Origin of the sequence: Curtobacterium sp. MCSS17_006 (assembly GCF_003234215.1) — a bacterium.
GTDB lineage: Bacteria > Actinomycetota > Actinomycetes > Actinomycetales > Microbacteriaceae > Curtobacterium > Curtobacterium flaccumfaciens.
In genome coordinates this window covers 279,231-302,002 of the sequence record NZ_QKSO01000002.1, presented here as the reverse complement: position 1 = coordinate 302,002, position 22,772 = coordinate 279,231, and the positions used below count along the sequence as shown (strand labels likewise).

Here is a 22,772-nt window from a genome sequence, read left to right as displayed (position 1 = left end):
GTGAGCGCCAACCCCCGGGGCCGCGGCCGCGGTCGCGCGAAGAAGTCCCACGACGAGGCCGAGCACCCCGACGAGCGCTGGATGGCGTCGTACATGGACATGATCACGGTGCTGATGTGCATGTTCCTCGTGCTCTTCGCGATGTCCACCGTCGACCAGGAGAAGTACATCCAGCTGAAGCAGTCACTCGCCACCGGCTTCGGCGAGGTCGACTCGCAGAAGATCGACACCGCGAGCGGCACCGTCGTGACGAAGGACCAGGTCGAGGACGGCTCCGGCTACTCGACGGACAAGTCCCAGGCCGACCACTCGACCGCGTCGTCGGGCACGAAGGACACCAACGTCGACCCCGCGTCGACGGTGGTGCCGACGACGGCGAGCAAGCAGGACCTCGCCGAGGCGAAGCGCGAGCTCGACGACCTGACGAAGCTCGAGCGTGCGATCCAGCGCAACCTGGCGAAGGCGGGCCAGACCGAGAACGTCCAGTTCACCGTGGACGCCCGCGGCCTGATCGTCCGGTTGATCGGCAGCGAGACGTACTTCGGCACGAACAGCGCGGACCTGTCCGACCAGGCGCGGTCGATCATGGACGCCATCGCGCCGGTGCTGAAGACCTCTGCCCACGACGTCAGCGTCGAGGGGCACGCCGACCAGCGGAACTCGACCGCGCCGTACGCCACCAACTGGGAGCTCAGCGCTGCGCGGGCGACCGGGGTCCTGCGCGACCTGGTCGAGCGGGGCGGGATGCCCGGCGACCACGTGCAGAGCGTCGGCTTCGGGTCGAGCCGGCCGCTGGCGAAGGGCGGCACGGACCGCGACCTCGCCCTGAACCGGCGGGTCGACATCGTGGTCCTGTCGAACGCCGACCAGGACGTCAGCGCCCTCATGCCGGCGCTGGCCAAGGCGCAGGACGGAGCACAGCAGGGCTGAGACACGCAGCGCAGCAGGGCTGGGACACGGAGCGCAGCAGGGCCGAGACACGCAGCGGGCGGAGCGCACCATCGCTGACGCCACCGCCCCACTACGGGGTACAGCACTGACGGGTGCCCCACAGGTGACCGATAGACGCACCCGTGACCGAGACCCTGCCAGCGCCCGAGGTGTACGACTTCGCGCGCCCGTCGACGCTGGCCCGTGAGCACGCCCGGGTCCTCGAGCTCGCCTTCGAGACGTTCGCGCGCCAGTGGGGCACGCAGCTGACGGCGAAGGTCCGCGCGGTCAGCCAGGTCACCTGCGAGCAGGTGGAGATGACGACGTACGACGAGTACGCCGCGTCGCTGCCCGCGCTCACCGGCATGGTGCTGCTGCCGATCACCGGCCTGACCCCGAAGGGCGTGCTGCAGGTCCCGCTCGACGCCGCCCTGACGTGGGTGTCCCACGCGCTGGGCGCCTCGAAGCCGCTGCCGACGCCGGACCGCACCTTCACGCCCATCGAGCAGGCCCTGGTCCGCAAGATCGTCGAGGACGCCCTCGACGACCTCCGCTACTCGTTCGGCGGGCTGCTCGCGCAGGACGTCACGGTCGGCGGGTTCCAGTTCAACAGCCAGTTCGCCCAGGCCGCGCAGAAGGGCGACCTGATGATCGTCGCCTCGTTCTCGATCCGGGTCGGCGACCGCATCGCCCCCGGCACGCTGGCCCTGCCGGCCGAGGCCGTCCTGCCGCAGCTCGGCGAGGCCGCCGCGCACGTGTCGCCCGCCGACGCCCGAGCCCAGCTCGACGCGCAGCTCGAGAGCGTGCCCGTGGGCGTCAGCCTGCGCTTCGCCCCGGCCGCGGTCCTGCCGACGCAGGTCCTGCGGCTCGCCGTCGGCGACGTCCTGCCGCTGCCGCACCCGCAGCACCGGCCCCTCACCATCGCGGTCGACGGCGAACCCGTCGGCACCGCCGCGGTCGGCGCGAACGGCTCGCGCCTCGCCGGCATCGTCGTCACCACCACGAGCACGGAGCAGCACTGATGACCGAAACGACCACCCTCCACACCGCAGCGGCCGAGTCGCTCGCGGCGCAGCTCCCGACGGCCGCCCCCTTGACCGCGGTGCTCCTGCCTGGAGGCGCGACACCGGTCGTGCTCGACGCGGCGACGAACGCCGTGGTCGCCTCGTTCGTCGGCGGCCTGTCGGCCGATCTGGCGCTCGTGCTCACCGACCTCGAGTCGATCACGGCCGCCGGAGGCACCGACCACGGCATCGTGGCCGTCACGGACGTCCTGCGTCCGTCGCTCGAGGCCGCGGCCGGGGTCCTCGGCGTCGGGGTGCTCGGCGAGGCGAACCGCGAGTCGGCCGCGTCGCTGCTGGCCGACCCGGACACCGTCGTGTTCGAACTGACCGCCGGTGGCCTGCCCGCCGGGTGGTTCGGCATCCGGATCCGCGAGAACGGCACGGTGTCGGCGCCCGTCGTGGCGAACCTGCCCGCCGGCAACCTCGGCCGGATCAACAACGTCGAGATGACCCTGACGGTCGAGATCGGCCGCACCCGGATGTCGGTCCGCGACGTGCTCGGCATGGAGCCCGGCGCCGTCGTCGAGCTCGACCGCAGTGCCGGTGCCCCCGCCGACGTCCTGCTGAACGGCCGCCTCATCGCGCACGGCGAGGTCGTCGTCGTCGACCAGGACTACGCGGTCCGGATCACCCGCATCCTCGACGTCGCCGAGAGCGTCTGAGACCCGCGCGTGGACACCCTCGTCGTCACCCTCCGCGTCGCGCTCTCGCTCGGCGTCGTGCTCGCCCTCATGTGGGTGCTGCACCGCGCGAGCCGCAAGCGCTTCTCGGGCAAGCCGTCGGGCCGTCGTGCCGCGACCGTCGAGGTCGTCGGTCGGCAGGGCATCGGCGGCAAGGCGAGCGTCGTCGTGGTCGACGTCGAGGGGGAGCGGCTCGTGCTCGGCGTGTCCGAGCACGGGGTCAACCTGCTCACCAGCGGGCAGGCGCCCGCGCCGGAACTCACCATCGTGACCGGACCGGTGGCGCTGCCCGTGCGTCCCGCCCCGTCGGCCGACGCGTTCGGTCGGGAACTCGCGCAGCAGTCGGACGCCACCACGGGCCTCCCGGCAGACACGGACGACGTGACCCGCACGACCGACGCGACCAGCGCCGTCGCGCCGCTGCCGATGCGCCCGCGCAACCGTCGCCCGCAGCGCGCCGTGCCGAGCGCCCAGCAGCTGCAGGGCTCGATCCTGTCGGTCGACACCTGGCGCCAGGCCGCCGCCGCGCTGCGGAACCGGCGGGCCGGGTGACCGCGGCAGGGCCGCACCGGCTGGCACGGTCGGGTCGACTCGTCGCCCTCGTCCTGCTCGGCCTGGCGGTCGTGGCCGGGTTCCTGATGCTCACGACGACCGGTGCGCACGCCGCCGGTGTCGTCGAACCCACCGCCCCGGCGACCCCGACCGCCCCCGCGACCGGTGACTTCAGCGTCAGCGTGAACGGCCCGGACGGCACCCCGTCGTCGGCCGTGGTGACGCTCATCGGCATCACGCTGCTGAGCGTCGCACCCGCGCTGATGCTCATGATGACCTCGTTCACGAAGATCTTCGTCGTGCTCGCGATGACCCGGAACGCGCTCGGGCTGCAGTCCATCCCGCCGAACCAGGTGATCGCCGGACTTGCGCTGTTCCTGTCGCTGTTCGTGATGGCACCGGTGCTCGGGCACATCAACGACGACGCCCTGCAGCCCTACCTGGCCGGGCACCTCGACTTCAACCAGGCCGTCGAGATCGGCACGAAGCCCCTGCGGACCTTCATGCTCCACCAGACCCGCGACGAGGACGTCGCCCTGATCACCCGCGCCGCCGGGCTCGACAACCCGAAGTCGATGGCGGACGTGCCGATGACGACGGTGATCCCGGCGTTCATCATCTCGGAGCTCCGCAGCGCGTTCATCATCGGGTTCGTCATCTTCATCCCGTTCCTGGTGATCGACCTCGTCGTCTCCGCGGCCCTGATGTCGATGGGCATGATGATGCTCCCGCCGGTCATGATCTCGCTGCCGTTCAAGATCCTGCTCTTCGTGCTGGTCGACGGCTGGGGCCTCATCATCACGTCGCTCATCGAGAGCTACCACGTTGTCTAGGGGGCACGCATGAACCAGCAGGCCGTCATCGACCTCGTGCTCCAGGCGCTCCTGGTGTCCGGCAAGCTCGCCGCCCCGGTGCTCGTCACCTCGCTCGTCGTCGGCTTCGCGATCTCGCTGTTCCAGTCGGTGACGCAGATCCAGGAGGTCACGCTCTCGTTCGTGCCGAAGGCCGTCGCCGTCGCGATCGCCCTGGTGGTCTGCGGCAACTGGATGATCTCGGAGATGATCGCGTTCACGCACGTCGCCTTCGACATGATCCCGAAGCTGCTCGGGGCCGGTTGATGGAGCTCAGCATCGACGCCGACCGTCTGGAGGCGACCATGCTCGCCGGCGTTCGGCTCGTCGCGTTCTTCGTCATCGCGCCGCCGTTCTCGTACCGGGCGTTCCCCGGCACCGTCAAGGTGATCCTCGGGCTGGGGCTCGCCATCGGCGTCGCACCGCGCGTCGCCGTCGGCTACGAGTCGCTCGACACGGGGCCGTTCCTGCTCGCCCTGCTCACCCAGCTCGTCGTCGGGCTGTCCCTCGGGTTCCTGGTGTTCCTGGTGTTCGCCGCCGTCCAGTCGGCGGGTGCGCTCATCGACCTGTTCGGCGGGTTCACGCTCGCGCAGGCGTTCGACCCGCAGTCCCAGGTCAACGGCGCCCAGTTCACCCGCCTGTTCCAGATGACCGCGCTCGCGCTGCTCTTCACCTCGGGCGGCTACCAGCTCATCGTCGGCGGTCTGGTGCGGTCGTTCGACGCCGTGCCGCTCACCGGCACCTTCGCGGTGGACGGGCTCGCGTCGATGCTCGTGACGGCGATGTCGCAGATGTTCCTCGCCACCCTGCAGATCGCCGGACCGCTCGTCGTCGTGCTGTTCCTGGCCGATGTCGGCCTCGGGCTGCTGACCCGCGTGGCACCGGCGCTCAACGCGTTCCAGATGGGCTTCCCGATCAAGATCGGCCTGACCGTCCTGTTCGCCGGCGCGCTCTTCATGGCCCTGCCCTCGGTGGTGTCCTCGCTGACCGGCGACGCCGTCGAGGCGATCACGGGACGGGGGTGACGACGTGTCCGACAGCGGAGAACGTTCCGAACAGGCAACCCAGCAGCGGATGCGCGAGGTCCACGAGAAGGGCCAGATCGGTCGCTCGCAGGACCTCGGCGCGTGGATCGGGATCGCCGTCGCGGCGCTCATGATCCCTGCCGCGATCGGCAACGCCGCGGCCGCCGGGCAGGACCAGCTCCTCGCCGTGCAGCGGGTCATCGAGGACCCCGAGCTCGGTGCCGTGCAGGCCCTGCTCGCCGACGCCCTCGGTTCGATGGGTGCGACCCTCGGCCCGATGCTCGCGGTCGTCGCGGTCGCGGTGCTCGCCGCCGCCGTCACCCAGGGCGGGGTGCACTTCCGCAAGATGACGCCGCAGCCCGACCACTTCGATCCCGTCGCCGGACTGAAGCGCGTGTTCGGCACCCAGGCGCTCTGGAACGGGGCGAAGGCGCTGCTCAAGACCGCCGTCGTCGGGCTCGTCCTCTGGTTCGCGGTGCAGGGGCTCATGCCGGTCCTGATGACGAGCGGCTCGCTGCCGCTGTCGGCCGTGCTCGAGGCCGCCGCCGCCGGGTCCGGCACCCTGCTGCGCGCCGCGATCGTCGCCGGGCTCGTCCTCGCAGCCCTCGACGTGTTCGTGGTGATCCGCCGCAACCGGAAGCGCACGATGATGACCAAACGCGAGGTCAAGGACGAGAACAAGCGGAGCGACGGCGACCCGCTGGTGAAGTCGCAGCGACGCTCCCGTCAGCTCGCGATGAGCCGCAACCGGATGATCCAGGCCATCGGCACCGCGGACGTCGTGATGACGAACCCGACCCACTACGCCGTCGCGATCAAGTACGAGCCGGGGAAGTCCGCGCCCCGGGTGGTGGCGAAGGGGGCCGGCCCGGTCGCCGACGTCATCCGCGCCCGTGCCGAGGAAGAGCGGGTGCCGATCGTCCGCGACGTCCCGCTCACCCGTGCGCTGCACGCCGCGTGCGAGCTCGGGCACGAGATCCCCGTCGACCTGTACACGCCCGTGGCCCGCGTCCTGTCCTTCGTGATGGCGCTCAAGGCCCGCGGCACCGCGGCCGGCACACACGCGCCGCCGCGTCCGACCACCCCGGACGAGGTCGCGAGCGTCATCGACCCCGCCACCCTGACCGGTGACCTCCGCCCCCGCAGGCTCCGCACACCGCGCACCGCAGAGAACCAGACCGAAGGACTCCCCGCATGAACCGCAAGGACCTGCCGAAGCTCGTCGTCCCGGTGTTCATCGTCGGCATCATCCTGCTGCTGATCCTGCCGGTGCCGTCGTTCCTGCTCGACTTCCTGATCATCATCAACATCCTGCTGGCGCTGGTGATCCTGCTCACGACGCTGTTCGTGAAGAAGCCGCTCGACTTCTCGGTGTTCCCGTCCCTGCTGCTCGTCGCCACGCTGTTCCGGCTCGGCCTCAACGTCGCGTCCACCCGGCTGGTGCTCGGCGAGGGGTTCGCCGGTGACGTCATCCAGGCGTTCGGCCACGTCGCCGTCTCCGGGTCGATCATCATCGGCGCGGTCATCTTCCTGATCCTCATCGTCATCCAGTTCGTCGTGGTGACGAAGGGTGCCGAGCGCGTCGCCGAGGTCGGGGCACGCTTCACCCTCGACGCGATGCCGGGCAAGCAGATGGCGATCGACGCCGACCTGAACGCCGGGCTGATCACCGACCAGGAAGCCAAGGAGCGCCGCGCCGCGGTGTCCGCCGAGGCCGACTTCTACGGCGCGATGGACGGTGCGTCGAAGTTCGTCAAGGGCGACGCGATCGCCGGCATCCTCATCATCATCATCAACCTGATCGGCGGCATCGCGATCGGCATGCTGCAGAACGGACTGTCCGCCACCGACGCCCTGTCGAAGTACGGCATCCTGACGATCGGCGACGGCCTGGTCACGCAGATCCCGGCGCTGCTGATGGCGGTGTCGACCGGCATGATCGTCACCCGGTCCGGCGCGGAGTCCGAGATGGGGTCCTCGGCCGCGACCCAGCTGTCGCAGTCGCGGAACGCCCTGATGATCGCCGGTGTCGCCGCGATCGCGATGGGGTTCATCCCCGGCATGCCGATCCTGCCCTTCCTGATCGTCGGTGCGACCCTGCTCTTCACGGGCTGGCGCATCGGCCGGAACGCCGCCCGGGCCGAGGCCGACGCCGCCCAGCAGCAGGCACTCGCGGCCGCGGCACCGACCGGCGACACCCCGGAAGACCTGCTCGAGCAGATGCGCGTGCACGCCCTCGAGATCCTGCTCGCCCCCGACCTGGTCGACATGGTGTCCGGCGCCTCCGACGACCTGCTCGGCCGGGTGCGCGCCCTCCGCCGCAAGATCGCGATCGACATGGGCATCGTCGTCCCGCCGGTCCGCACCCGCGACTCGATCGACCTGCCGCCGTCGACGTACGCCATCCGGATCGCCGGCGTCGAGGCGGGTCGGGGCACCGCGCCCGCCCGCAGCGTCCTGGCGCTCGGCGACCACCTGGACGGCCTGCCCGGCACCTCGACCGTCGAACCGGTCTTCGGCCTGACCGGCAAGTGGGTGCCCGCTGAGCTCCGCCACGCCGCCGAGATGACCGGCGCGACCGTGATCGACCGGGTCTCGGTGCTCGTCACCCACCTGCAGGCGGTCATCGGCGACAACGCCGCGCGCCTGCTCACCCGCGAGGACGTCAAGGTCCTGACCGAGGGCGTCAAGCAGGTCAACCCCGCCGCGGTCGAGGAGCTCGTCCCCGGCATGCTCTCGATGGCCGAGCTGCAGCGGGTGCTGCAGGGCCTGCTCGCCGAGCGCGTGCCGATCAACGACCTCGGCCGGATCTGCGAGGCCCTCACGCTCCGCGCCAAGGTGTCGACCGACCCCGAGGGGCTCGTGGAGTCCGCCCGTGCGGCCCTCGGCCCGGCCCTCGCCGCCCGGCACACCGACGCCGGCACGCTGCGCGTCATCATGATCGACCCGATGCTCGAGCAGTCGATGCTCGAGGGGCTCCGGCCGTCCGAGCAGGGCAGCCAGATCGTGCTCGACGCGCACCGCATCGAGCAGGTCCTGGGCTCGGTCCGCGACGCCGTGCGCTCCGTGGAGGACCAAGGGCTCTCCGCCGTCCTGGTCTGCGCCCCGCAGCTCCGCCCGGCCGTGCACCGCATGGTCGCCGCCCAGTCGAACGGGCTCCCGGTGTTGTCGTACCAGGAGGCCACCGCGGCGGGCTCCACCATCGAGACCGTGGGAGTGGTCCGTGCCGCCGACCCGATTGCAGCGTAGCGGCGCCACGCTCGAGTCCGTCCGCGACGCGGTCCGGACCGAGTTCGGCGCGGGTGCGCGGATCGTCGCGGCCGAACGCGTGACCACGCAGGGCTTCGGCGGACTGTTCCGCAAGGCGCACGTCGAGGCCACCGTCGAGGTGCCGGAACCGGGGGACCAACCCACCGCCCGGGTCGTCATCGCCGACTCGCCCGTGCAGCGCGTCGGCATCGCCGCGCTGCTCGCCGACGCCGAGGCGGCCGAGGCCCGCATCGCCGGCACTGACGGCACCGCGACGACGCGGGCCGATGCCTTCGCGTCGGTGCTCGACGGGTTTCAGGCGGACGGCATCACGCCGAGCGCCCCGCGCCCGACGCGCGCGCCCGCCGAGCCGGACGTGCCCGCGGGGGTCGACCCGCGCCTCCAGGCCGCCGTCGACGCGCAGACGGTGGTCGACACGCAGGCGGTGGCCGTCGCGCAGCCGGTCGTCGAGACCCGGTCGGGAGGCCCGTCCCGCGTCCTCGACGCGCCCTCGCCTCCTCCGGTGGCCCGGTCCACCGCGCCCGCCGTGCGGTCTGCGGACGGCGACCTGGTGCTCCTGGTCGGGCGGCCGAACGACGTCGACGCGGCCGCCGGGCTCTTCGCGGTGCGGCACACGCTCCGGCCGACGGACGCCGCCGACCGCCGTGCCGCGATCCTGGCGCGGGCCGACGGCGTCCGCGACGGTCACGCCGTGCTCGCCGTCGCCGCGTGGGACGACCGGACGACCGGCGACGCGCTGCAGGCCGACCAGGTGTGGGTCGTGGTCGACGTCGGTCGGAAGCCGGCGGACTCGGCCGCGATGGTGTCCGCGGTGGCCTCGCGGCTGCCCGTGGTCGGTGTCGTGGCGATCGGTGCGGGGGAGACCGCCACGCCCGGGTCGGTGGACCTGCTGGGGCTGCCCGTCGTGTCGCTAGGCTGAACCGGTGCTGGTACTCACGCGGAAGGTCGGCGAGCGGATCCTCGTCGGCGACGACATCGTCATCACGGTGCTCGACTCCCGGGGCGACGGCGTCCGGATCGGCATCGACGCCCCGCGCGGCGTGAAGATCCAGCGCGAAGAGGTCGTGCGTGCGGTCGCCGAGGCGAACGCCGAGGCCGCCGCTGTCGGTGACGACGCCGAGGCGCAGCTGCGCGCGGCGCTCGGGGCGCGTGGCGGGGCTGCCGCGGACGGCTCGACCCCGTCGGGACCGACCGGCTCCTAGGCGTCCCACGCAGCCACGCCCGTCACGGGCGCGGCTGCTCGTCGATCACGGCTGCGGCTGTGTGTCCGTCACGGGCGGGGCTGCACGTCCGTCACGGGCGGGGCTTCTTCTCCTGTTCGGGCAGCCGGCCGGCGGCGGCCTCGGCGGCGAACCAGGCGCGGGCCTCGTCCTGTCGGGCCTGCTCGGCACCGAGCGCGATCGGCGCCCGGACGTGACCGGGCTCGTACCCGAAGGTCTCGATCAGCTGCGGCACGATCGGTCGGACCCGGGCGACGAGCCGGTCGATGTACGCGGACACCGCACGGGCACGCTGCGCCGACAGCCGGCCGTGCAGCAGGTACCAGTCCAGGTGCTGCTCGAGCAGGCCGAGCGCGAACAGGTCGCGCAGCCACACGAGCACGCGGCGGGTGTCGCCCTCGGTGACCTCGTCGAGCGCCTCGGTGAAGGCGTCCCACTGCATGAGCTCGGCGTGCGCCTTCGACGCCTCGATGAGCTCGTGCTGCGAGCGGTTCAGCAGTCGGGCGGCGCGGGCGCGGTCCTTGCCGGCCGACGCGAGGCGCATGCCGATCTCGGCGACCATGGTGTCGACCCGACCGGCGAGCAGTTCGCGCTGCGTGCGGGGATCCTGCAGGTCGGCGACGCTGGCGGCCAGGGACCCGCGGTCGGCCACGGTCTGGCCGAGGCGGCGGATGCCGGACGCGTCCGCCAGCTTCGACGCCGCGACGGCCGCCACGAACTTCGCAGTGGACGCCGGGTCCTTCGGGGCCTTCGCGCGGAACTCGGTGAGCAGGCGCTTGCCGACGAGCTGCAGCAGCACGGTGTTGTCGCCCTCGAACGTCACGTAGACGTCCAGGTCGGCGCGGAGCCCGGTCAGACGGTTCTCGGCGAGGAACCCGGCACCGCCGCAGGCCTCGCGGGCCTCCTGCAGGGTGTCGAGCGCCGACCAGGTCGACATCGACTTGAACGCTGCGGCCTGGGTCTCCAGGTCCTCCCGGCGCTCCGGGGTGTCCTCGCGCCCGCTGAAGACGTCGTCGAAGGTGCGCAGGAGCTTCTCGTGCGCGAACGACTGCGCGAACACCGTCGCCAGGCGCGGGATGAGCCGGCGCTGGTGCCGGCCGTAGTCGAGCAGCACGCCCTCGGTGCCGTCACCGGTGGGGAACTGCCGGCGCTGCATCGCGTACGTCAGGGCGATCTGCAGCGCGATCTTCTGGGCGACGACCGCGGCGCCGTCGAGCGACACCCGGCCCTGCACCAGGGTGCCGAGCATCGTGAAGAACCGGCGGCCGGGCGAGGCGATCGGCGACGAGTAGGTGCCGTCCGCGGCGACGTCGCCGTAGCGGTTCAGCAGGTTGGTGCGGGGGACCCGGACGTGGTCGAACGCGAGCCGGCCGTTGTCGATGCCGTTCAGTCCGCCCTTGGGGCCGTCGTCCTCACCACTGACGCCGGGCAGGAACGCCCCGTCGGCGTCGCGGAGCGGGACGTAGAACGCGTGCACGCCGTGGTCGACACCGGCGGTCACGAGCTTCGCGAACACGACGGCGGCGTGGCCGTGCAGGGCCGCGTTGCCGATGTAGTCCTTCCACGCACCACGGAACGGCGTGTGGATCTCGAACTCCTCGGTCGCGGGGTCGTACGTGGCCGTCGTGGCGATGCTCTGGACGTCCGAGCCGTGGCCGGTCTCGGTCATCGCGAAGCAGCCGGGGACCTCGAACGAGACGATGCCCGGCAGGAACTCGCGGTGGTTCGCCTCGGTGCCCAGGTGGTGCACGGCCGACCCGAACAGTCCCCACTGCACCCCGGCCTTGATCTGCATCGACGGATCGGCGACGACGAGCTCCTCGAACGCCGCCAGGTTGCCGCCGTGGTTGCTCTGGCCGCCGAACTCGGCGGGGTAGGGACGCTGGATCGCCCCGGCGTCGACCAGGGTCCGGAGCTGCTCGAGCACGCGTGCCCGGTGCTCGGGGATCGGCTGGCCCTCGATCTTCTGCATCGCGGGGTCGAGCGCGAGACGCCGGGAGATCCGGCGGTCCTCGGCCCAGCGTCCCAGCAGGAGCTCCTGCACCAGCTCGACGTCGATGCGGACGTCGGTGTCCGTCCCGGCGGTCGGGGTGCCCGCTGCCGGGTCGCCGGCGGCGTCGGCGTTCGGCGCGGCGTTCTTCGCCTCGACGTCCGGCGCGGTGTCGTTGCCGCTGGCGGGGGTGGTGCGCTGGGCGGGTGCGGTGTCGACCATGGGCGGAGTCCTCCTGAACTGCGGTGTCCGTGTTGCACCGTCCACGCTAGACACCGGTGCCGACAGCGGCGGGAACGCCGTGCGGGCGCACAACCCCGTGTCGCCGGTGCCGTCACGAGGTCGTGGGAACCCTCCAAAGACATGAGCGGGGTTCGACGATTGGGCGTGCGCACCCGGCCAGGGGCAGACTGGCCGCCATGTCACGTACCACCCCCGCGGACCGCGAAGGCCGTCCCGGACGCACCTTCTTCGGGCAACCGTTCGAGCTCTCGACACCGTTCGCCGTGGAGCTCTGGGAGCGGTTCTCGTTCTACGGGATGCAGGGCATCGTCCTCATCTACATGTACTACACGGTCACGCAGGGCGGCCTGGGCATCGACAAGGGCATCGCCACCGGCATCATGGGTGCCTACGGCGGCGCGGTCTACCTGTTCACGATCATCGGAGCGTGGATCGCCGACCGACTGATCGGAGCTGACCGGACCCTGTTCGGCAGCGCGATCGTCGTGATGCTCGGGCACATCGCCCTCGCGCTCATCCCCGGGGTGGCCGGGGTCGGGGTCGGCCTCGTGCTCATCGCGCTCGGCTCCGGCGGACTCAAGGCCACCGCCACCACGATCGTCGGCGGCCTCTACAGCCGCGAGGACCCGCGCCGCGACGCCGGCTTCTCGCTCTACTACCTCGGCGTGAACCTCGGGGCGTTCTTCGGACCGCTGCTCACCGGGCTGCTGCAGAGCTCGCTCGGCTTCCACTGGGGCTTCGGCCTGGCCGCCGTCGGCATGGCGGCGGGCCTGGTGCAGTACGCGATCAGGCGGAAGAAGCTGCCCGAGGTCGTCCGCCACGTGGCGAACCCCGTCGACCGCCGCCGTCTGCCGCTCATCGGAGCCGGCGTCGTCGTCGCGCTCGTCGTCATCGTCGTCGCCGTGCTGACCGGCCTGCTCAACGTCGGCAACCTGCCCACCGTCGTGGTGGCGGTCGTCGTGCTGGCCACCATCGGCTACTTCGTCGTCATCCTGTCGAGCGGCATCACCCGTGACGAGCGGTCGCGGGTCTTCGCGTTCATCCCGCTGTTCATCGGCAGTGCCGTGTTCTGGTCGCTCTACCAGCAGCAGTTCACCGTCGTGACGGTCTACTCCGACGAGCGCCTCGACCGCTCGCTGTTCGGCTGGGAGATGCCGGTGTCGTGGGTGCAGTCGATCAACCCGGTCTTCATCATCGTGCTGTCCGGCGTCTTCGCGGCGCTGTGGACCAAGCTCGGCGACCGCCAGCCGTCCACCCCGACGAAGTTCGCCCTCGGCACCGGGATCATGGGGCTCGCGTTCCTGCTGTTCCTGCCGTTCACCGGCTCGGGCGAGAACGGCACGCCGCTGCTGGCGCTCGTCGGCATCCTGCTGGTGTTCACGCTCGCCGAGCTGCTGCTCTCGCCGGTCGGCCAGTCCGTCGCCACGAAGCTCGCGCCGCCGAAGTTCCAGACCCAGATGGTCGCGCTGTTCTTCCTGTCGGTGTCGCTGGGCACCGCCGTCACCGGGGTGCTGTCCCGCTACTACGACCCGGCGAACGAGGCCCCGTACTTCACGATCCTCGGTCTGGTCGCCGTCGTGGTGGGCGTGGTCCTGCTGCTCCTGGCCAAGCCGGTGCTGCGGCTCATGCGCGGCATCCGGTAACCTGAGCGGAGCCACACGCCGACGCAACCAAGGAGTCACCACCCATGCTCGAACTCATCGCAGGGATCATCATCGGCGTCGGCGTCCTCGGTGGCGTCGGGTGCTGCATGGCCGTCGCGGCCATGATGAAGAGCGGCTCCGAGGAGTACTGAGTCCGGACCCGGACTACTCGCCGCTGTCGGTCGTGACCGGCACCAGCTGACGACTCAGGACGGTCGCGCGCTCGAAGGGGCCGCGGCCGTCCTTCGTGTACGCGGGCTCATCGAAGGCGACGGTCCACGTGCGCTGTGTCCCGCCGATCTGACTCCCGCCGGGAGCCACGATCACCCCGATCGGCTCGTCGGCCCACTGCTCGCCACCCCGATCGGTGTCGATGACCTGCACGAGGGCACCGATGCCGAGACCGGGAGCGTCGTCGGGGCGGGGACTGGGGGAGCGGCGGCGTCCGAACACGCCATCGCCGTAGCGGCGCGTGGTCATGGAACGTCTGTGCGGCACCTGGCGACACGCTGACGGCCCGGCCGCCGGGTGGTCAGGACACCCCGCCTGCCGCGCGTCGAGTGGTCACGAACTGTCGGCTGCGCCGCCGCCATCCGACGGTTCGTGACCGCTCGGCGGAGGTGAGCGGGGTGTCTTGACCAGCCGACACGCGCGACCAGACCCGGCCCGCGTCAGACGGCGGCCGGCTCCACCCGGGCGATCTCGGTGACGGACGAGTGGCCCGTCTCGGGGTGCTTGCGCATCGACAGGAGCCGCTCCATCGACGGTTCGAGCGCCGTGACCTTGTCGAGCGGCGCACTCACGACGAGCTGGAACCCGAGCCGGAGCCACGCGGTGACCGCACGGCCGGCGAACTCCGAGTCCGCCTTGATGAACGCCTCGTCGAGGAACACCGGCGCGAACCGGGGACGGGGACGGGTCTCGTCACCGAGCTGGTAGCGCAGCGCGGCGCCGACGATGAACGCCACGAGCTCCTGCGTCTCCCCACCGGACTTGTCGCCGAGCGACGAGTACACGCCGAGGTCGTTGCCGTCGGTGTCGTACCGGACGGCCGTGATCTCCATGTGCCGTCGGACGTCGAGCACCGCGTCGCGCTGGGTGGTGCGGCCGCGGGCGGCGTCGGGGTCGGGCCGGATGACCGCCATGAACCGCCGGAGCCGTCGGAACCGGGTCTCGAGCACGTCGTCGGTCAGCTCGGTGTCGACCGAGGCGGACAGCGCGCGGAGCTCCCGACGGAAGGCGGTGACGTCCTCGCGGGTGACCCGGCGGATCTGGATCTTCAGGCGGTCCCGGTTCGCGCCGAACGGCAGCTCCCGCAGGATCTCGTTCACCGGCTCGAGGCGCTCCTCGATCTCGACGACGGCGCGGTCGAAGGCGCCGGCGAGCGGGACGAGGTCCTCGCCGCTCCACTGCGACAGGCGTCGACGCCACTCGCTCCGACGCGCGTGCAGGCCGGTCGCCACGATCTGGTCGAGGATCGCGTGGTAGTCCGGGTACGACGCGACGCCCGTGCCGAGGTTCGGGTCGGGCCAGGCGTCCTGGTAGCGCTGGAACGTCAGCGTCAACGAGGTCGAGGCCGCCGCGGCACCGTCGAGCGCCTGCGTGAGCCGCTCCTCGAGCCGGCGCTTCAGTCGTCGCGTGGCGTCGTCGAACCCGTCGACACCGTCCGGGGCACCGATCTCCTCGAAGGTCTCCTCGAGCAGACGGGACTGCTGGTCGTCCGGCAGCGAACCGGGCGAGGCCTCGAAGCGCTCCAGGATCTCGGCGGCGGCGTCCTGGCCGTCGACGAGCACCGCGTGGCGCTCCTCGAGCCGCTGGACGGACAGCCGTGCGGCGGAGCGACGGTCGGCCGCTTCGTCGAGGGACTTCCGGAGCCGCGCGACCGAGGCCCGCAGCGTCCGCAGGCCGTCGTCGGCGGCGAGCAGCGCCTGCCGTTCCTCGTCGAGCCGGGCGAGGGACGTCCCGAGCCCGTCGACGTCGATCGAGGCCCACGTGACGTCGACCACGTGCTGGTGCGCGGCGCGGAGCACGTCGAGCGCGGTGAGGTCCTGCGCGACGTCGGTGCGGCGGGCCTCGAGCGTGGCGAGGTCCTGCGCGATCGAGGCGAGCTCCTGCTCGACCGCGGCGACGCGGGCCTCGTTCGTGAAGCCGATGACGTTCGACTGGCGGCGGTCACCGTGCGCGCCACGACGGCCGTCGCGGAGCTGCCCGGACTCGGTGACCCGGCGGCCACCACCGCCGAGGTCCGACGCCGAGGCGACACAGCGGGCGTCGGTGCGGTCGGACTCGATCCGCTCGCGCACCCAGGTGCTGAACGGCGACGGCTTGATGGCGAGCTTGCCGGAGACCATCGCCGGGTCGCCGTCGAGGTCCAGGTGCGGGCCGGTCGGCACACCCTCGAACTGCACGCGGACGGGCAGGCGCAGTGCGTCGATCGCCTCGCTGAAGTCGCCGAGGCGGTCCTGGTCGACGAGCAGCGTGCGGGCGACGGGGGCCAGGACAGACTCGATGGCCGTGCGCCAGCGCTCCTCGCCGGGCAGCACGTCGAGCAGTTCCGCCACGAAGGGCAGTTCGGCCGGGTCGATGCCGGTGGCACGGGCCATCGCGAGCCGGGCCTCGTGCATCGGCAACGGCATGGCGCCCTGCCGGTGCTCGAGCGACTGGCGCTCCTGCCGCAGGGACCGTTCGCGGTCGAGGAGCGGGTACTCCTCGCGGGTCAGGGCGTCGCGGCGCTCGTCGAGGGCGGTCCGCGCGTCGGCGTACGACCCGAGGAACTCGTGCGCGGCACGCTGGATCCCGGTGAAGTCCTGCTCCGAGGAGACGGGGACCCCGAGCACCGCCGTGCGCTCGTCGAAGGTGGCGCGGGTGCGGACCACGGCGTCGCGCTCACGGGTGAGCCGTTCGATGCGGTCCTCGAGCTGGGCGAGTGCGTTGCCGCCCTGGTCGCGGAGCCGGGCCTCGGCGTCGCGCAGCTCGATCTCGACGGCGGCGTGCCGGGCCTCGGCCGCGGCGACCTCGGCGCGCGATGCCGTCCGCTCCCGGGCGTTGCGCGCGACCTCGGCATCGAGCAGGTCGCGCTTCCGCGAGGCCGTCCAGTGCGCGAACGGCGACACCTCGGCGCCGGTCGCGATGCCGTCCAGGGCCGCTGCGGCCTCGGTCGCGCGCGAGATCTCGTCGTGCAGGTCGGTGATGGGGGAGAGGATGCGGACCTTGCGCTCCTCGGTGTCCATCGCCTCGTACGCTTCGTCGAGGGCGGAGAAGTGCGCGAGGGCCCGGTCGGCCGCCTCGTACGTGCCGGGGGTCTCGAGCACGAGCGACTTGTACAGCGCGTCGACGGTCGGCAGGTGCTGACCGGCCTGGATCCGGGCGAGCAGGCGCATCGCTCGGTTGCCGCCGCCGGAGTCGCCGATGCCCAGCCGGGTCTGCAGCGTGTACGCGAGCTCCTGGTAGGTGTCGCGGATGACGAGCCCCGGCACACGGCCGGTCAGCTCGAGATGGTGGAACCGCGACGGCACGAACTCCTCGAGCCGACGCAGGTCGAAGGTGTCGTCGACCGTCGCCATGGTCATCTGGATGTCGCCGACCCCGCGGGCGCGCTTCGGCACGATGTACGCACGCAGCACCGTGAAGCGCCGCTCGTCGTCGTTCCGGAACGTGACCGCCGCCGCGCCCCAGGTGGTCTGGTCGTCGCCACGCAGGTTCACGTCGCGCAGGCTGCCGGTCTCCGGGTCGCGCCGGGTGTCGACCTTGCCGCGCAGGTACGTGAGCAGGTTGCGCTGGTCGGCGCTGCGGGCGCGGCCGGTGGTGGCGTCGTTTGAGGCGCCGTTGAACGGCACGTCGGACGGCATCATCACGGCCAGGTAGGCGTCCATCAGCGTCGACTTGCCGGTGCCCGAGGCGCCGGAGATGAGCGTCGCCGTGCCGGACAGCTCGACCTGCCGGTGGCCGTGGAAGCCACCCCAGTTGACGACCTGCATCGACTCGGCGCGCCACTGCGCGACCGTGTCGAAGAGCGCCGGGATCTCGAACGTGTCGGTCACGCTTCCGTCTCGCCTTCGTCGTCGGTGTCGGTCTCGGCTTCGCCGTCTGCCGGGAGGCCCGGGTCGTCCCCGTCGGTCGGCTCGCCGCCCGGGGCGGTCGCCTCACCCTGCGCGGTGGTGGTCCGCAGCCAGGTGTCCAGTTCGAGCAGGCGCTCCAGGGGGAGCAGCACCTCGACGACGCTCGCCACCCGGAAGCGGTCCGGGTCGGAGGTGCGGATCAGGATGCGCGCGGTGACGAGGCGCTCGATGGCCTTCGCCACCCGGCCCTCGTCGCGGGTGCGGTCCGTCGCGGTCGCTGGACGGAAACCCGCCACGTGCCCGAGGATCTCGGAGCGGTCGACGACGACCTGGTCCGGGCCCGGTCGGGCGTCGGCGCGCAGGCGCATCCGCAGGTAGACGAGGACGATCGTCTCCTCGCGGGTGTACGGCAGGTCGCGGAGCAGGGTCGGGAACGTGCGGCGCTGGCTCTCCGACCGCGCCTGGCGCTTCCACGCGACCTCGCGGTCGCGGTCGACGTGCAGCTCGAGGAACAGGTCGTTCAGGCGGGACCGCAGCTGGTACTCGGCGTCGAGCACCGCACGCCACTCGTCGGGGTGTGTGCGGGAGCTGACGTACGAGTGCCGCAGCAGGGCCACCAGGGCGCGTCGCTGGTGCTCGTCGAGCCGGCCCTCGTCGCCCTCGAAGAGGGCGAAGCTGGACTCGTCACGCTCGTCGTCCTGCATCACGGATGCGGGGTCGTCGTAGGGGACCGTGTCGTCGACCGGTGCCGGCGTCGTGTCGCTCACCGTGCCTCCTGTGCGTTCTCGTCGTGTGCGTCGCCGACCGGAGTGCGCTCGTCGTCGAGCGCAGCGGTGGGCATGTGGAAGGTGATCGCGGTGCCGTCGGGGCGGACCGTGCGGTGCTCGGCGACGTGGGCGGCCGACTCGAAGTCGTCGCGCCCCGTCAGCAGGTGCGCGAGGCCGAAGAGCTCGACCGGTCGGCGCTGCTCGGGCGGCAGCCCGTGGAACGCGTCGACGCTGGAGTCGGCCTCGGCGAAGCGGAGTGCCGCGCGCAGCTCGGTCAGGAGCGGCCCCCCGTGCTTGCGGAGCATCTCGACGTCGAGGTCCTCGAAGACGTCGTCGTCGGGTTCCTCGATGGGCGGTGGCACGGACTCGGCGTCCGGGTCGTAGAAGCGCTCGCGCAGCGTGCCGACCTCGGCCGCCGCCGGCAGGAGCGGCAGCGGGATCCGGTCGCGTGCACCGCCCTGGTCCATCAGGGTGGCGAGGCCGCGGTTGATCGAGCGGAGCACCGCGTCGAGCTCGCGGTCGCGCACCACGTCGTGTGCGACGATCTGGTCGCGGAGCGTGGCGGTGAGCTGACGGCGCTGGGCGAGGACGTCCTCGATGCCCTGGCGCAGGATCGTCACGGTGTTGCGGAAGGCCCGACGCTCGCCGGCCCCGAGGCCCTGCGCGAACGGGTGCGCCAGGATCGTCGCGATGTCGTCGCGGAGCCGCAGGAGCAGGGCGTCGTCCCGCAGCAGTTCGAAGGCGCCCTCGAAGGCACGGCCCTCGGGCGTCGCCTCCATCAGGTTGTCGGTGCGCGCCAGGTAGTCGTCGAGGATCTCGCCGATGGGGCGGACCTCTTGCCGGAAGTCCTCGACGATCGAGCGGTGCATCGTCGCGACCGCTTCTTCCACGCGCTTGAAGTCACTCGGCAGCTGCCGGATCAGGTCCGAGATGTTCGTGTACCCGTCGCGCATCCGGTCGTCGTCGACGGCCACGACGTCGTCGCCGTGCTCCAGGCGCTCCCGCTCTGCCTGCAGTTCGGCGATCTGGGCGTCGATCCGGCGGATCTGCACGTCGGGGTCGGGCTCGGCGCGGGCGGCCCACCGGTGCACGGCGTCGACGATCATCGCCAGCCGGCTCTCGCTGATGAGGGCGCGGTCGGCCGACAGGGCGTCGACGAGGCTCAGGGCTTCGAGCGCGTGGCTCGTCAGGGAGTACTGCTCGTCGCCGTCGGGGGAGTTCGAGCGGACGAGCCACTGGGCGCCGACCCACTCGCGGCACAGGGCGCGGCCGTTCGGGCGGGCCTCCTGCTCGCCCTCGGTCGGCTCGCTGTCGGTCTGCGCGCTGGCTGCCTGCACCGCCTGGTCGCTGGCGGGAACGCGGGCACCCGCCGCCTGCAGGCGCGCGACGTGTTCCTCGACCTGCAGGTGCATGCGGTCGGCGGGGACGTACTGCACGTCGCGATCGAAGACCGTGCGGAACACGGCCAGGACCGTGGCGCTGGTCGGCCGGGACATGAGCCGCAGGGTCGGACGGTCGAGGACCGCTCGGACCCGGGCGAACTCGAGGTCGACGTCGGTCATGCGCCCCTTCGTCCGATCGTGCTGGTGGTCTGGCCGCGTGCTGCGGCCTGATGAGATGACAAGAGCCCGACGCTGCTGCGTCGGGCTCTTGTCGGTGGTGGGTGTTGCTGTGTGGGCGATACCAGACTCGAACTGATGACCTCTTCGGTGTGAACGAAGCGCGCTACCAACTGCGCCAATCGCCCCCTGCACTGTTCGTGCGGATCGATACTAGCGGAAGTCCGGCGGTGCATCGAACACGTCGCGCGGCCCGGGTGTGGCGCGCTGTCCACAGGGGGTGTCGAACCGCCCCGATCCGCATGAACTCGGGGGACACGCCCGGTGAACGGGGAGGATTTTGGTGGAAGTGCCCCGGTGCGTATAGAGTTTACGTCGTCGCCGCGACAGCGGAACGACAAGTGCGGATGTGGCGCAGTGGTAGCGCATCACCTTGCCAAGGTGAGGGTCGCGAGTTCGAATCTCGTCATCCGCTCGAGTGTGGGTCTTCTCGAAGGCCCGCGACTCACCAGAGGGTATCCCACCGTTCGGGTACTCACGGAGACGTGAACCTCGATGGTGGGGTGGCCGAGAGGCTAGGCAGCGGCCTGCAAAGCCGTCCACGCGGGTTCGAATCCCGTCCCCACCTCCAGATCCACCCTCCAAGACCTTGATGGACTCCGGTCCACGCAGGGACCTGGGCGATTGGCGCAGCGGTAGCGCGCTTCCCTGACACGGAAGAGGTCACTGGTTCGATCCCAGTATCGCCCACCACCTGAAACCCCCGGCCTCGGCCGGGGGTTTCGTCGTTCCGACGGTGTCACCCGGGGATGTTCCGCGGATCGTGTCCGTACGTGGAGCGTTCGTGGATGGTGCCGTCCTCGTTGCGGATGATGTGCTCGACCTTCTCCGCCTTCGCCCGCTCCCGACCCAGCGCCACTGCCTCGCGCTTCGTGTGTGCGACGCCGAACACGTCGTCCGTCCCCTCGACTTTGCTCTGCCACTGCCCGTCCTGGTGGTACGTCTCGATGTCTCCTCGCATGGTTCCGACGGTGCCACGAGGTGGCCGAGCGGACGTCGAGGTGGGGCTGGTGCCGGCTCGCTGGCTCGTCGGTCAGCCTCGTCCGCCACCGCGGGTGCTCCGGGGCGCCGTACCCGCTCGGGGCCACGAGGAACTGGCGGCCTTGCGCCTGGTCGGCCAGGGTGGTCACGTGACCGCGCTGTCGACGACCACGCCCCCTCGGCTCGCTCCGCTGTACGCCGCGGGGTTCGTGACCGCCTTCGGGGCGAACGGCATCGCCGCGGCGGTCGGCGGCGAGCACCTCGAACTCGGCCTGACGCTCGCGTGGCTGGGGCTCTTCCTGGCGCTCTACGACGTCGCCGAACTCGTCCTCAAGCCGGTCTTCGGCGCACTTTCCGACCGCATCGGCCCGCGACCGGTGATCGTCGGCGGACTCATCGTCTTCGCGGCGGCTTCGCTCATCGGCGTCTTCGGGACCGGTCCGTTCTGGCTCGGGCTCGCCCGTCTGCTGCAGGGTGCCGGCGCCTCCGCGTTCTCGCCGGCATCTTCCGCCGCGGTCGCCCGCCTCGTGCCGGTGCACCGTCGCGGGACGTACTTCGGTCGGTACGGCTCGTGGAAGGGTCTCGGCTACGCCGGGGGACCGGTCATCGGTGCACTCGTGGTGCAGTTCGGCAGCACGCAGTGGCTGTTCGGGATCCTCGTCGTGATGGCTCTCGTGACGGCGGTGGCGGTGCTCGTCGCCGTCGAGCCGGTCGTGCCCCTGCCCCGGCAGCGGGCCACGCTCGCCGTGATGGTCCGAGCGGCCACGGACCGCCAGTTCCTGATCCCGGTCGTCGTCCTTGCCGTCGGCAGCGCTGCGATCGGCGCGCTGACCGGGATGCTCCCGGCGCTCGGCACCGAGGTCGGCATCCCGCTCCTGGTGTCGACGCTCGCGGTCGCCGTCCTCGCCGTGACGTCGTCGCTCGTGCAGCCGGTCGCCGGGCGGCTGCACGACGCCGGGCGTCTGGGCACCGGGGTCGCGGGGGTGGCCGGGACGGCCGCGGTGGCCGCTGCGTTCCTGGTGGTCGCCGTCGCACCCTCGGCGGTGGCCGTCTTCATCGCGGCCCTGCTCGCCGGGGCCGGTGTCGCCACGCTGACACCCGTCGCGTTCGCGCACCTCGCCGGGACGACTCCGCCGGATCGGCTCGGTCGCACCATGGGTTCAGCGGAGCTCGGGCGTGAGACCGGGGACGCCGTGGGGCCGCTCGTCGTCGGTGGTGTCGGCAGCGCGATCGGGCTGCCGTTCGGGTTCGCGGCCTTCGCGGTGGTGGCGCTCGTCGGGACGCTCGTGGCATCGCGGTTGCCGTCGAAGACAGACTCCGCACGGGACGCGTAGGGCACAGACGAACCCCATCGGGCGCTACGCGTACGGGTCAGCGGACACCGTCCCGTAGGCATTCGTCCGACGTCGACGATCGCGGCGCGCAGCGACCCAGCGAGCCACCGCGAGCGCGAGCAGCGCGGCGGACACCCCGGCGAGCAGCCACAACCACCCGTCGTCGTCCTCGATGAGCAGCCGCAGGGCCAGCACCCCGAGCGGTGCCGCGACCAGGATCCGTCGGAGCTCGCGCCAGGACGGCTTCCACAGCGTGGTGAGGCCCTTCTTCCACCGACCGACCACGACGTACGCGATCACACATCCTGGGATGCAGAGGGCGACCCAGTTCGCGACCGCCCGCACCCCGTCGTCGTAGAACGGATGCACCACTTCGCGGAGGACGCCGCCAGCAGCAGCCGCGACGAGCAGCACCCACATACGCGCTTCCCAGCGGCGAGGGTGCCACCAGGGCGTGCGCCACAACGGCACTCGCTCGCGGACCACCGGCATCGCGACTCCTCCCCGGTCGGGCGTCCAGCCTATGCGCGACGTCGATCGACGAC

Annotated in this window: 20 protein-coding genes and 4 tRNA genes; 16 read left to right on the top strand and 8 right to left on the bottom strand. The window is 71.7% G+C overall.

Going from position 1 to position 22,772, the window contains the following annotated elements:
* From DEJ21_RS03645 to csrA, 11 genes are all read left to right on the top strand, one after another.
* Nucleotides 1-930 carry a flagellar motor protein MotB gene (locus DEJ21_RS03645; RefSeq protein ID WP_110863814.1) on the top strand — a complete coding sequence of 310 codons (930 nt, stop codon included), beginning with the start codon at nt 1-3 and terminating at the stop codon, nt 928-930.
* A 143-nt stretch (nt 931-1,073) separates the two neighbouring features.
* Nucleotides 1,074-1,952, top strand: a complete 879-nt coding sequence (locus DEJ21_RS03640) for a flagellar motor switch protein FliM (RefSeq protein WP_111223721.1) — start codon at nt 1,074-1,076, stop codon at nt 1,950-1,952.
* Nucleotides 1,952-2,656 (top strand): flagellar motor switch protein FliN, encoded by a 705-nt coding sequence (fliN, locus tag DEJ21_RS03635; RefSeq protein WP_111223720.1) that lies wholly within the window; start codon nt 1,952-1,954, stop codon nt 2,654-2,656. The genes DEJ21_RS03640 and fliN overlap by 1 nt, the downstream gene beginning before the upstream one ends.
* A gap of 9 nt (nt 2,657-2,665) precedes the next feature.
* Nucleotides 2,666-3,226 (top strand): flagellar biosynthetic protein FliO, encoded by a 561-nt coding sequence (locus DEJ21_RS03630; protein ID WP_071403903.1) that lies wholly within the window; start codon nt 2,666-2,668, stop codon nt 3,224-3,226.
* Entirely contained in the window at nt 3,223-4,059 is an 837-nt protein-coding gene (gene fliP, locus DEJ21_RS03625) for a flagellar type III secretion system pore protein FliP (RefSeq protein ID WP_027465540.1), read from the top strand. Before DEJ21_RS03630 ends, fliP begins: the two co-directional genes overlap by 4 nt.
* A 9-nt stretch (nt 4,060-4,068) precedes the next feature.
* Nucleotides 4,069-4,344, top strand: coding sequence for a flagellar biosynthetic protein FliQ (locus DEJ21_RS03620; protein ID WP_017887433.1), 276 nt, complete (start codon nt 4,069-4,071; stop codon nt 4,342-4,344).
* Nucleotides 4,344-5,102: a flagellar biosynthetic protein FliR gene (locus tag DEJ21_RS03615; protein ID WP_071403902.1), complete on the top strand. Its 759-nt coding sequence runs from the start codon at nt 4,344-4,346 to the stop codon at nt 5,100-5,102. Before DEJ21_RS03620 ends, DEJ21_RS03615 begins: the two co-directional genes overlap by 1 nt.
* A gap of 4 nt (nt 5,103-5,106) precedes the next feature.
* Complete coding sequence (locus DEJ21_RS03610; protein ID WP_111223719.1) at nt 5,107-6,300, top strand: flagellar biosynthesis protein FlhB; 1,194 nt, start codon at nt 5,107-5,109, stop codon at nt 6,298-6,300.
* Nucleotides 6,297-8,351 carry a flagellar biosynthesis protein FlhA gene (locus DEJ21_RS03605; RefSeq protein WP_111223718.1) on the top strand — a complete coding sequence of 685 codons (2,055 nt, stop codon included), beginning with the start codon at nt 6,297-6,299 and terminating at the stop codon, nt 8,349-8,351. Before DEJ21_RS03610 ends, DEJ21_RS03605 begins: the two co-directional genes overlap by 4 nt.
* The gene (locus DEJ21_RS03600; RefSeq protein WP_146247691.1) at nt 8,326-9,291 is read left to right on the top strand and encodes a hypothetical protein; all 966 of its coding nucleotides are present in this window, start codon (nt 8,326-8,328) and stop codon (nt 9,289-9,291) included. The genes DEJ21_RS03605 and DEJ21_RS03600 overlap by 26 nt, the downstream gene beginning before the upstream one ends.
* Nucleotides 9,292-9,295: 4 nt before the next feature.
* Nucleotides 9,296-9,574: a carbon storage regulator CsrA gene (csrA, locus tag DEJ21_RS03595; RefSeq protein ID WP_111223716.1), complete on the top strand. Its 279-nt coding sequence runs from the start codon at nt 9,296-9,298 to the stop codon at nt 9,572-9,574.
* A 91-nt stretch (nt 9,575-9,665) separates the two neighbouring features.
* Here the strand turns inward: csrA and DEJ21_RS03590 are convergent, their stop codons facing one another.
* Complete coding sequence (locus DEJ21_RS03590) at nt 9,666-11,804, bottom strand: acyl-CoA dehydrogenase (RefSeq protein ID WP_111223715.1); 2,139 nt, start codon at nt 11,802-11,804, stop codon at nt 9,666-9,668.
* Between the two features lie 197 nt (nt 11,805-12,001).
* Here DEJ21_RS03590 and DEJ21_RS03585 point away from each other — a divergent pair, with 197 nt between their 5' ends.
* The gene (locus DEJ21_RS03585) at nt 12,002-13,468 is read left to right on the top strand and encodes a peptide MFS transporter (RefSeq protein WP_181433121.1); all 1,467 of its coding nucleotides are present in this window, start codon (nt 12,002-12,004) and stop codon (nt 13,466-13,468) included.
* 165 nt (nt 13,469-13,633) lie between these two features.
* Here DEJ21_RS03585 and DEJ21_RS03580 read toward each other — a convergent pair whose 3' ends face one another.
* From DEJ21_RS03580 to DEJ21_RS03560, 5 genes are all read right to left on the bottom strand, one after another.
* Complete coding sequence (locus DEJ21_RS03580) at nt 13,634-13,948, bottom strand: hypothetical protein (RefSeq protein ID WP_111022856.1); 315 nt, start codon at nt 13,946-13,948, stop codon at nt 13,634-13,636.
* Nucleotides 13,949-14,139: 191 nt separating this feature from the next.
* Entirely contained in the window at nt 14,140-17,508 is a 3,369-nt protein-coding gene (locus DEJ21_RS03575) for an ATP-binding protein (RefSeq protein WP_111223714.1), read from the bottom strand.
* Complete coding sequence (locus DEJ21_RS03570) at nt 17,505-18,293, bottom strand: DUF4194 domain-containing protein (protein WP_111223713.1); 789 nt, start codon at nt 18,291-18,293, stop codon at nt 17,505-17,507. Before DEJ21_RS03570 ends, DEJ21_RS03575 begins: the two co-directional genes overlap by 4 nt.
* On the bottom strand, nt 18,290-19,855 hold the full coding sequence (locus tag DEJ21_RS03565; protein ID WP_111223712.1) for a DUF3375 family protein: 1,566 nt from the start codon (nt 19,853-19,855) through the stop codon (nt 18,290-18,292). Before DEJ21_RS03565 ends, DEJ21_RS03570 begins: the two co-directional genes overlap by 4 nt.
* A gap of 112 nt (nt 19,856-19,967) precedes the next feature.
* Nucleotides 19,968-20,040: transfer RNA gene (locus DEJ21_RS03560), tRNA-Val, on the bottom strand.
* Between the two features lie 215 nt (nt 20,041-20,255).
* Here DEJ21_RS03560 and DEJ21_RS03555 point away from each other — a divergent pair.
* The 3 genes from DEJ21_RS03555 (at nt 20,256) to DEJ21_RS03545 (ending at nt 20,605) form a co-directional block, all read left to right on the top strand.
* Nucleotides 20,256-20,327 (top strand) — tRNA-Gly (locus tag DEJ21_RS03555).
* A gap of 82 nt (nt 20,328-20,409) precedes the next feature.
* Nucleotides 20,410-20,483, top strand: a tRNA-Cys gene (locus DEJ21_RS03550).
* A 47-nt stretch (nt 20,484-20,530) separates the two neighbouring features.
* A tRNA-Val gene (locus tag DEJ21_RS03545) sits at nt 20,531-20,605 on the top strand.
* Nucleotides 20,606-20,651: 46 nt separating this feature from the next.
* On the opposite strand, the gene DEJ21_RS03540 is transcribed toward DEJ21_RS03545, so the two are convergent.
* Nucleotides 20,652-20,873, bottom strand: a complete 222-nt coding sequence (locus DEJ21_RS03540; RefSeq protein WP_111223711.1) for a DUF2188 domain-containing protein — start codon at nt 20,871-20,873, stop codon at nt 20,652-20,654.
* A gap of 169 nt (nt 20,874-21,042) precedes the next feature.
* On the opposite strand from DEJ21_RS03540, the gene DEJ21_RS03535 reads away from it, so the two are divergent.
* Nucleotides 21,043-22,227 (top strand): MFS transporter, encoded by a 1,185-nt coding sequence (locus tag DEJ21_RS03535; protein WP_258374866.1) that lies wholly within the window; start codon nt 21,043-21,045, stop codon nt 22,225-22,227.
* Between the two features lie 24 nt (nt 22,228-22,251).
* On the opposite strand, the gene DEJ21_RS03530 is transcribed toward DEJ21_RS03535, so the two are convergent.
* On the bottom strand, nt 22,252-22,647 hold the full coding sequence (locus DEJ21_RS03530) for a hypothetical protein (protein WP_111223710.1): 396 nt from the start codon (nt 22,645-22,647) through the stop codon (nt 22,252-22,254).
* Between the last annotated feature and the right edge of the window lie 125 nt (nt 22,648-22,772).

Coding starts and splice junctions, on each gene's coding strand:
- fliN (WP_111223720.1), top strand. CDS start 1,952: ATGACCGAAACGACCACCCTCCACACCGCAGCGGCCGAGTCGCTCGCG.
- DEJ21_RS03620 (WP_017887433.1), top strand. CDS start 4,069: ATGAACCAGCAGGCCGTCATCGACCTCGTGCTCCAGGCGCTCCTGGTG.
- DEJ21_RS03615 (WP_071403902.1), top strand. CDS start 4,344: ATGGAGCTCAGCATCGACGCCGACCGTCTGGAGGCGACCATGCTCGCC.
- DEJ21_RS03605 (WP_111223718.1), top strand. CDS start 6,297: ATGAACCGCAAGGACCTGCCGAAGCTCGTCGTCCCGGTGTTCATCGTC.
- DEJ21_RS03590 (WP_111223715.1), bottom strand. CDS start 11,804: ATGGTCGACACCGCACCCGCCCAGCGCACCACCCCCGCCAGCGGCAAC.
- DEJ21_RS03585 (WP_181433121.1), top strand. CDS start 12,002: ATGTCACGTACCACCCCCGCGGACCGCGAAGGCCGTCCCGGACGCACC.
- DEJ21_RS03580 (WP_111022856.1), bottom strand. CDS start 13,948: ATGACCACGCGCCGCTACGGCGATGGCGTGTTCGGACGCCGCCGCTCC.
- DEJ21_RS03565 (WP_111223712.1), bottom strand. CDS start 19,855: ATGACCGACGTCGACCTCGAGTTCGCCCGGGTCCGAGCGGTCCTCGAC.
- DEJ21_RS03540 (WP_111223711.1), bottom strand. CDS start 20,873: ATGCGAGGAGACATCGAGACGTACCACCAGGACGGGCAGTGGCAGAGC.
- DEJ21_RS03530 (WP_111223710.1), bottom strand. CDS start 22,647: ATGTGGGTGCTGCTCGTCGCGGCTGCTGCTGGCGGCGTCCTCCGCGAA.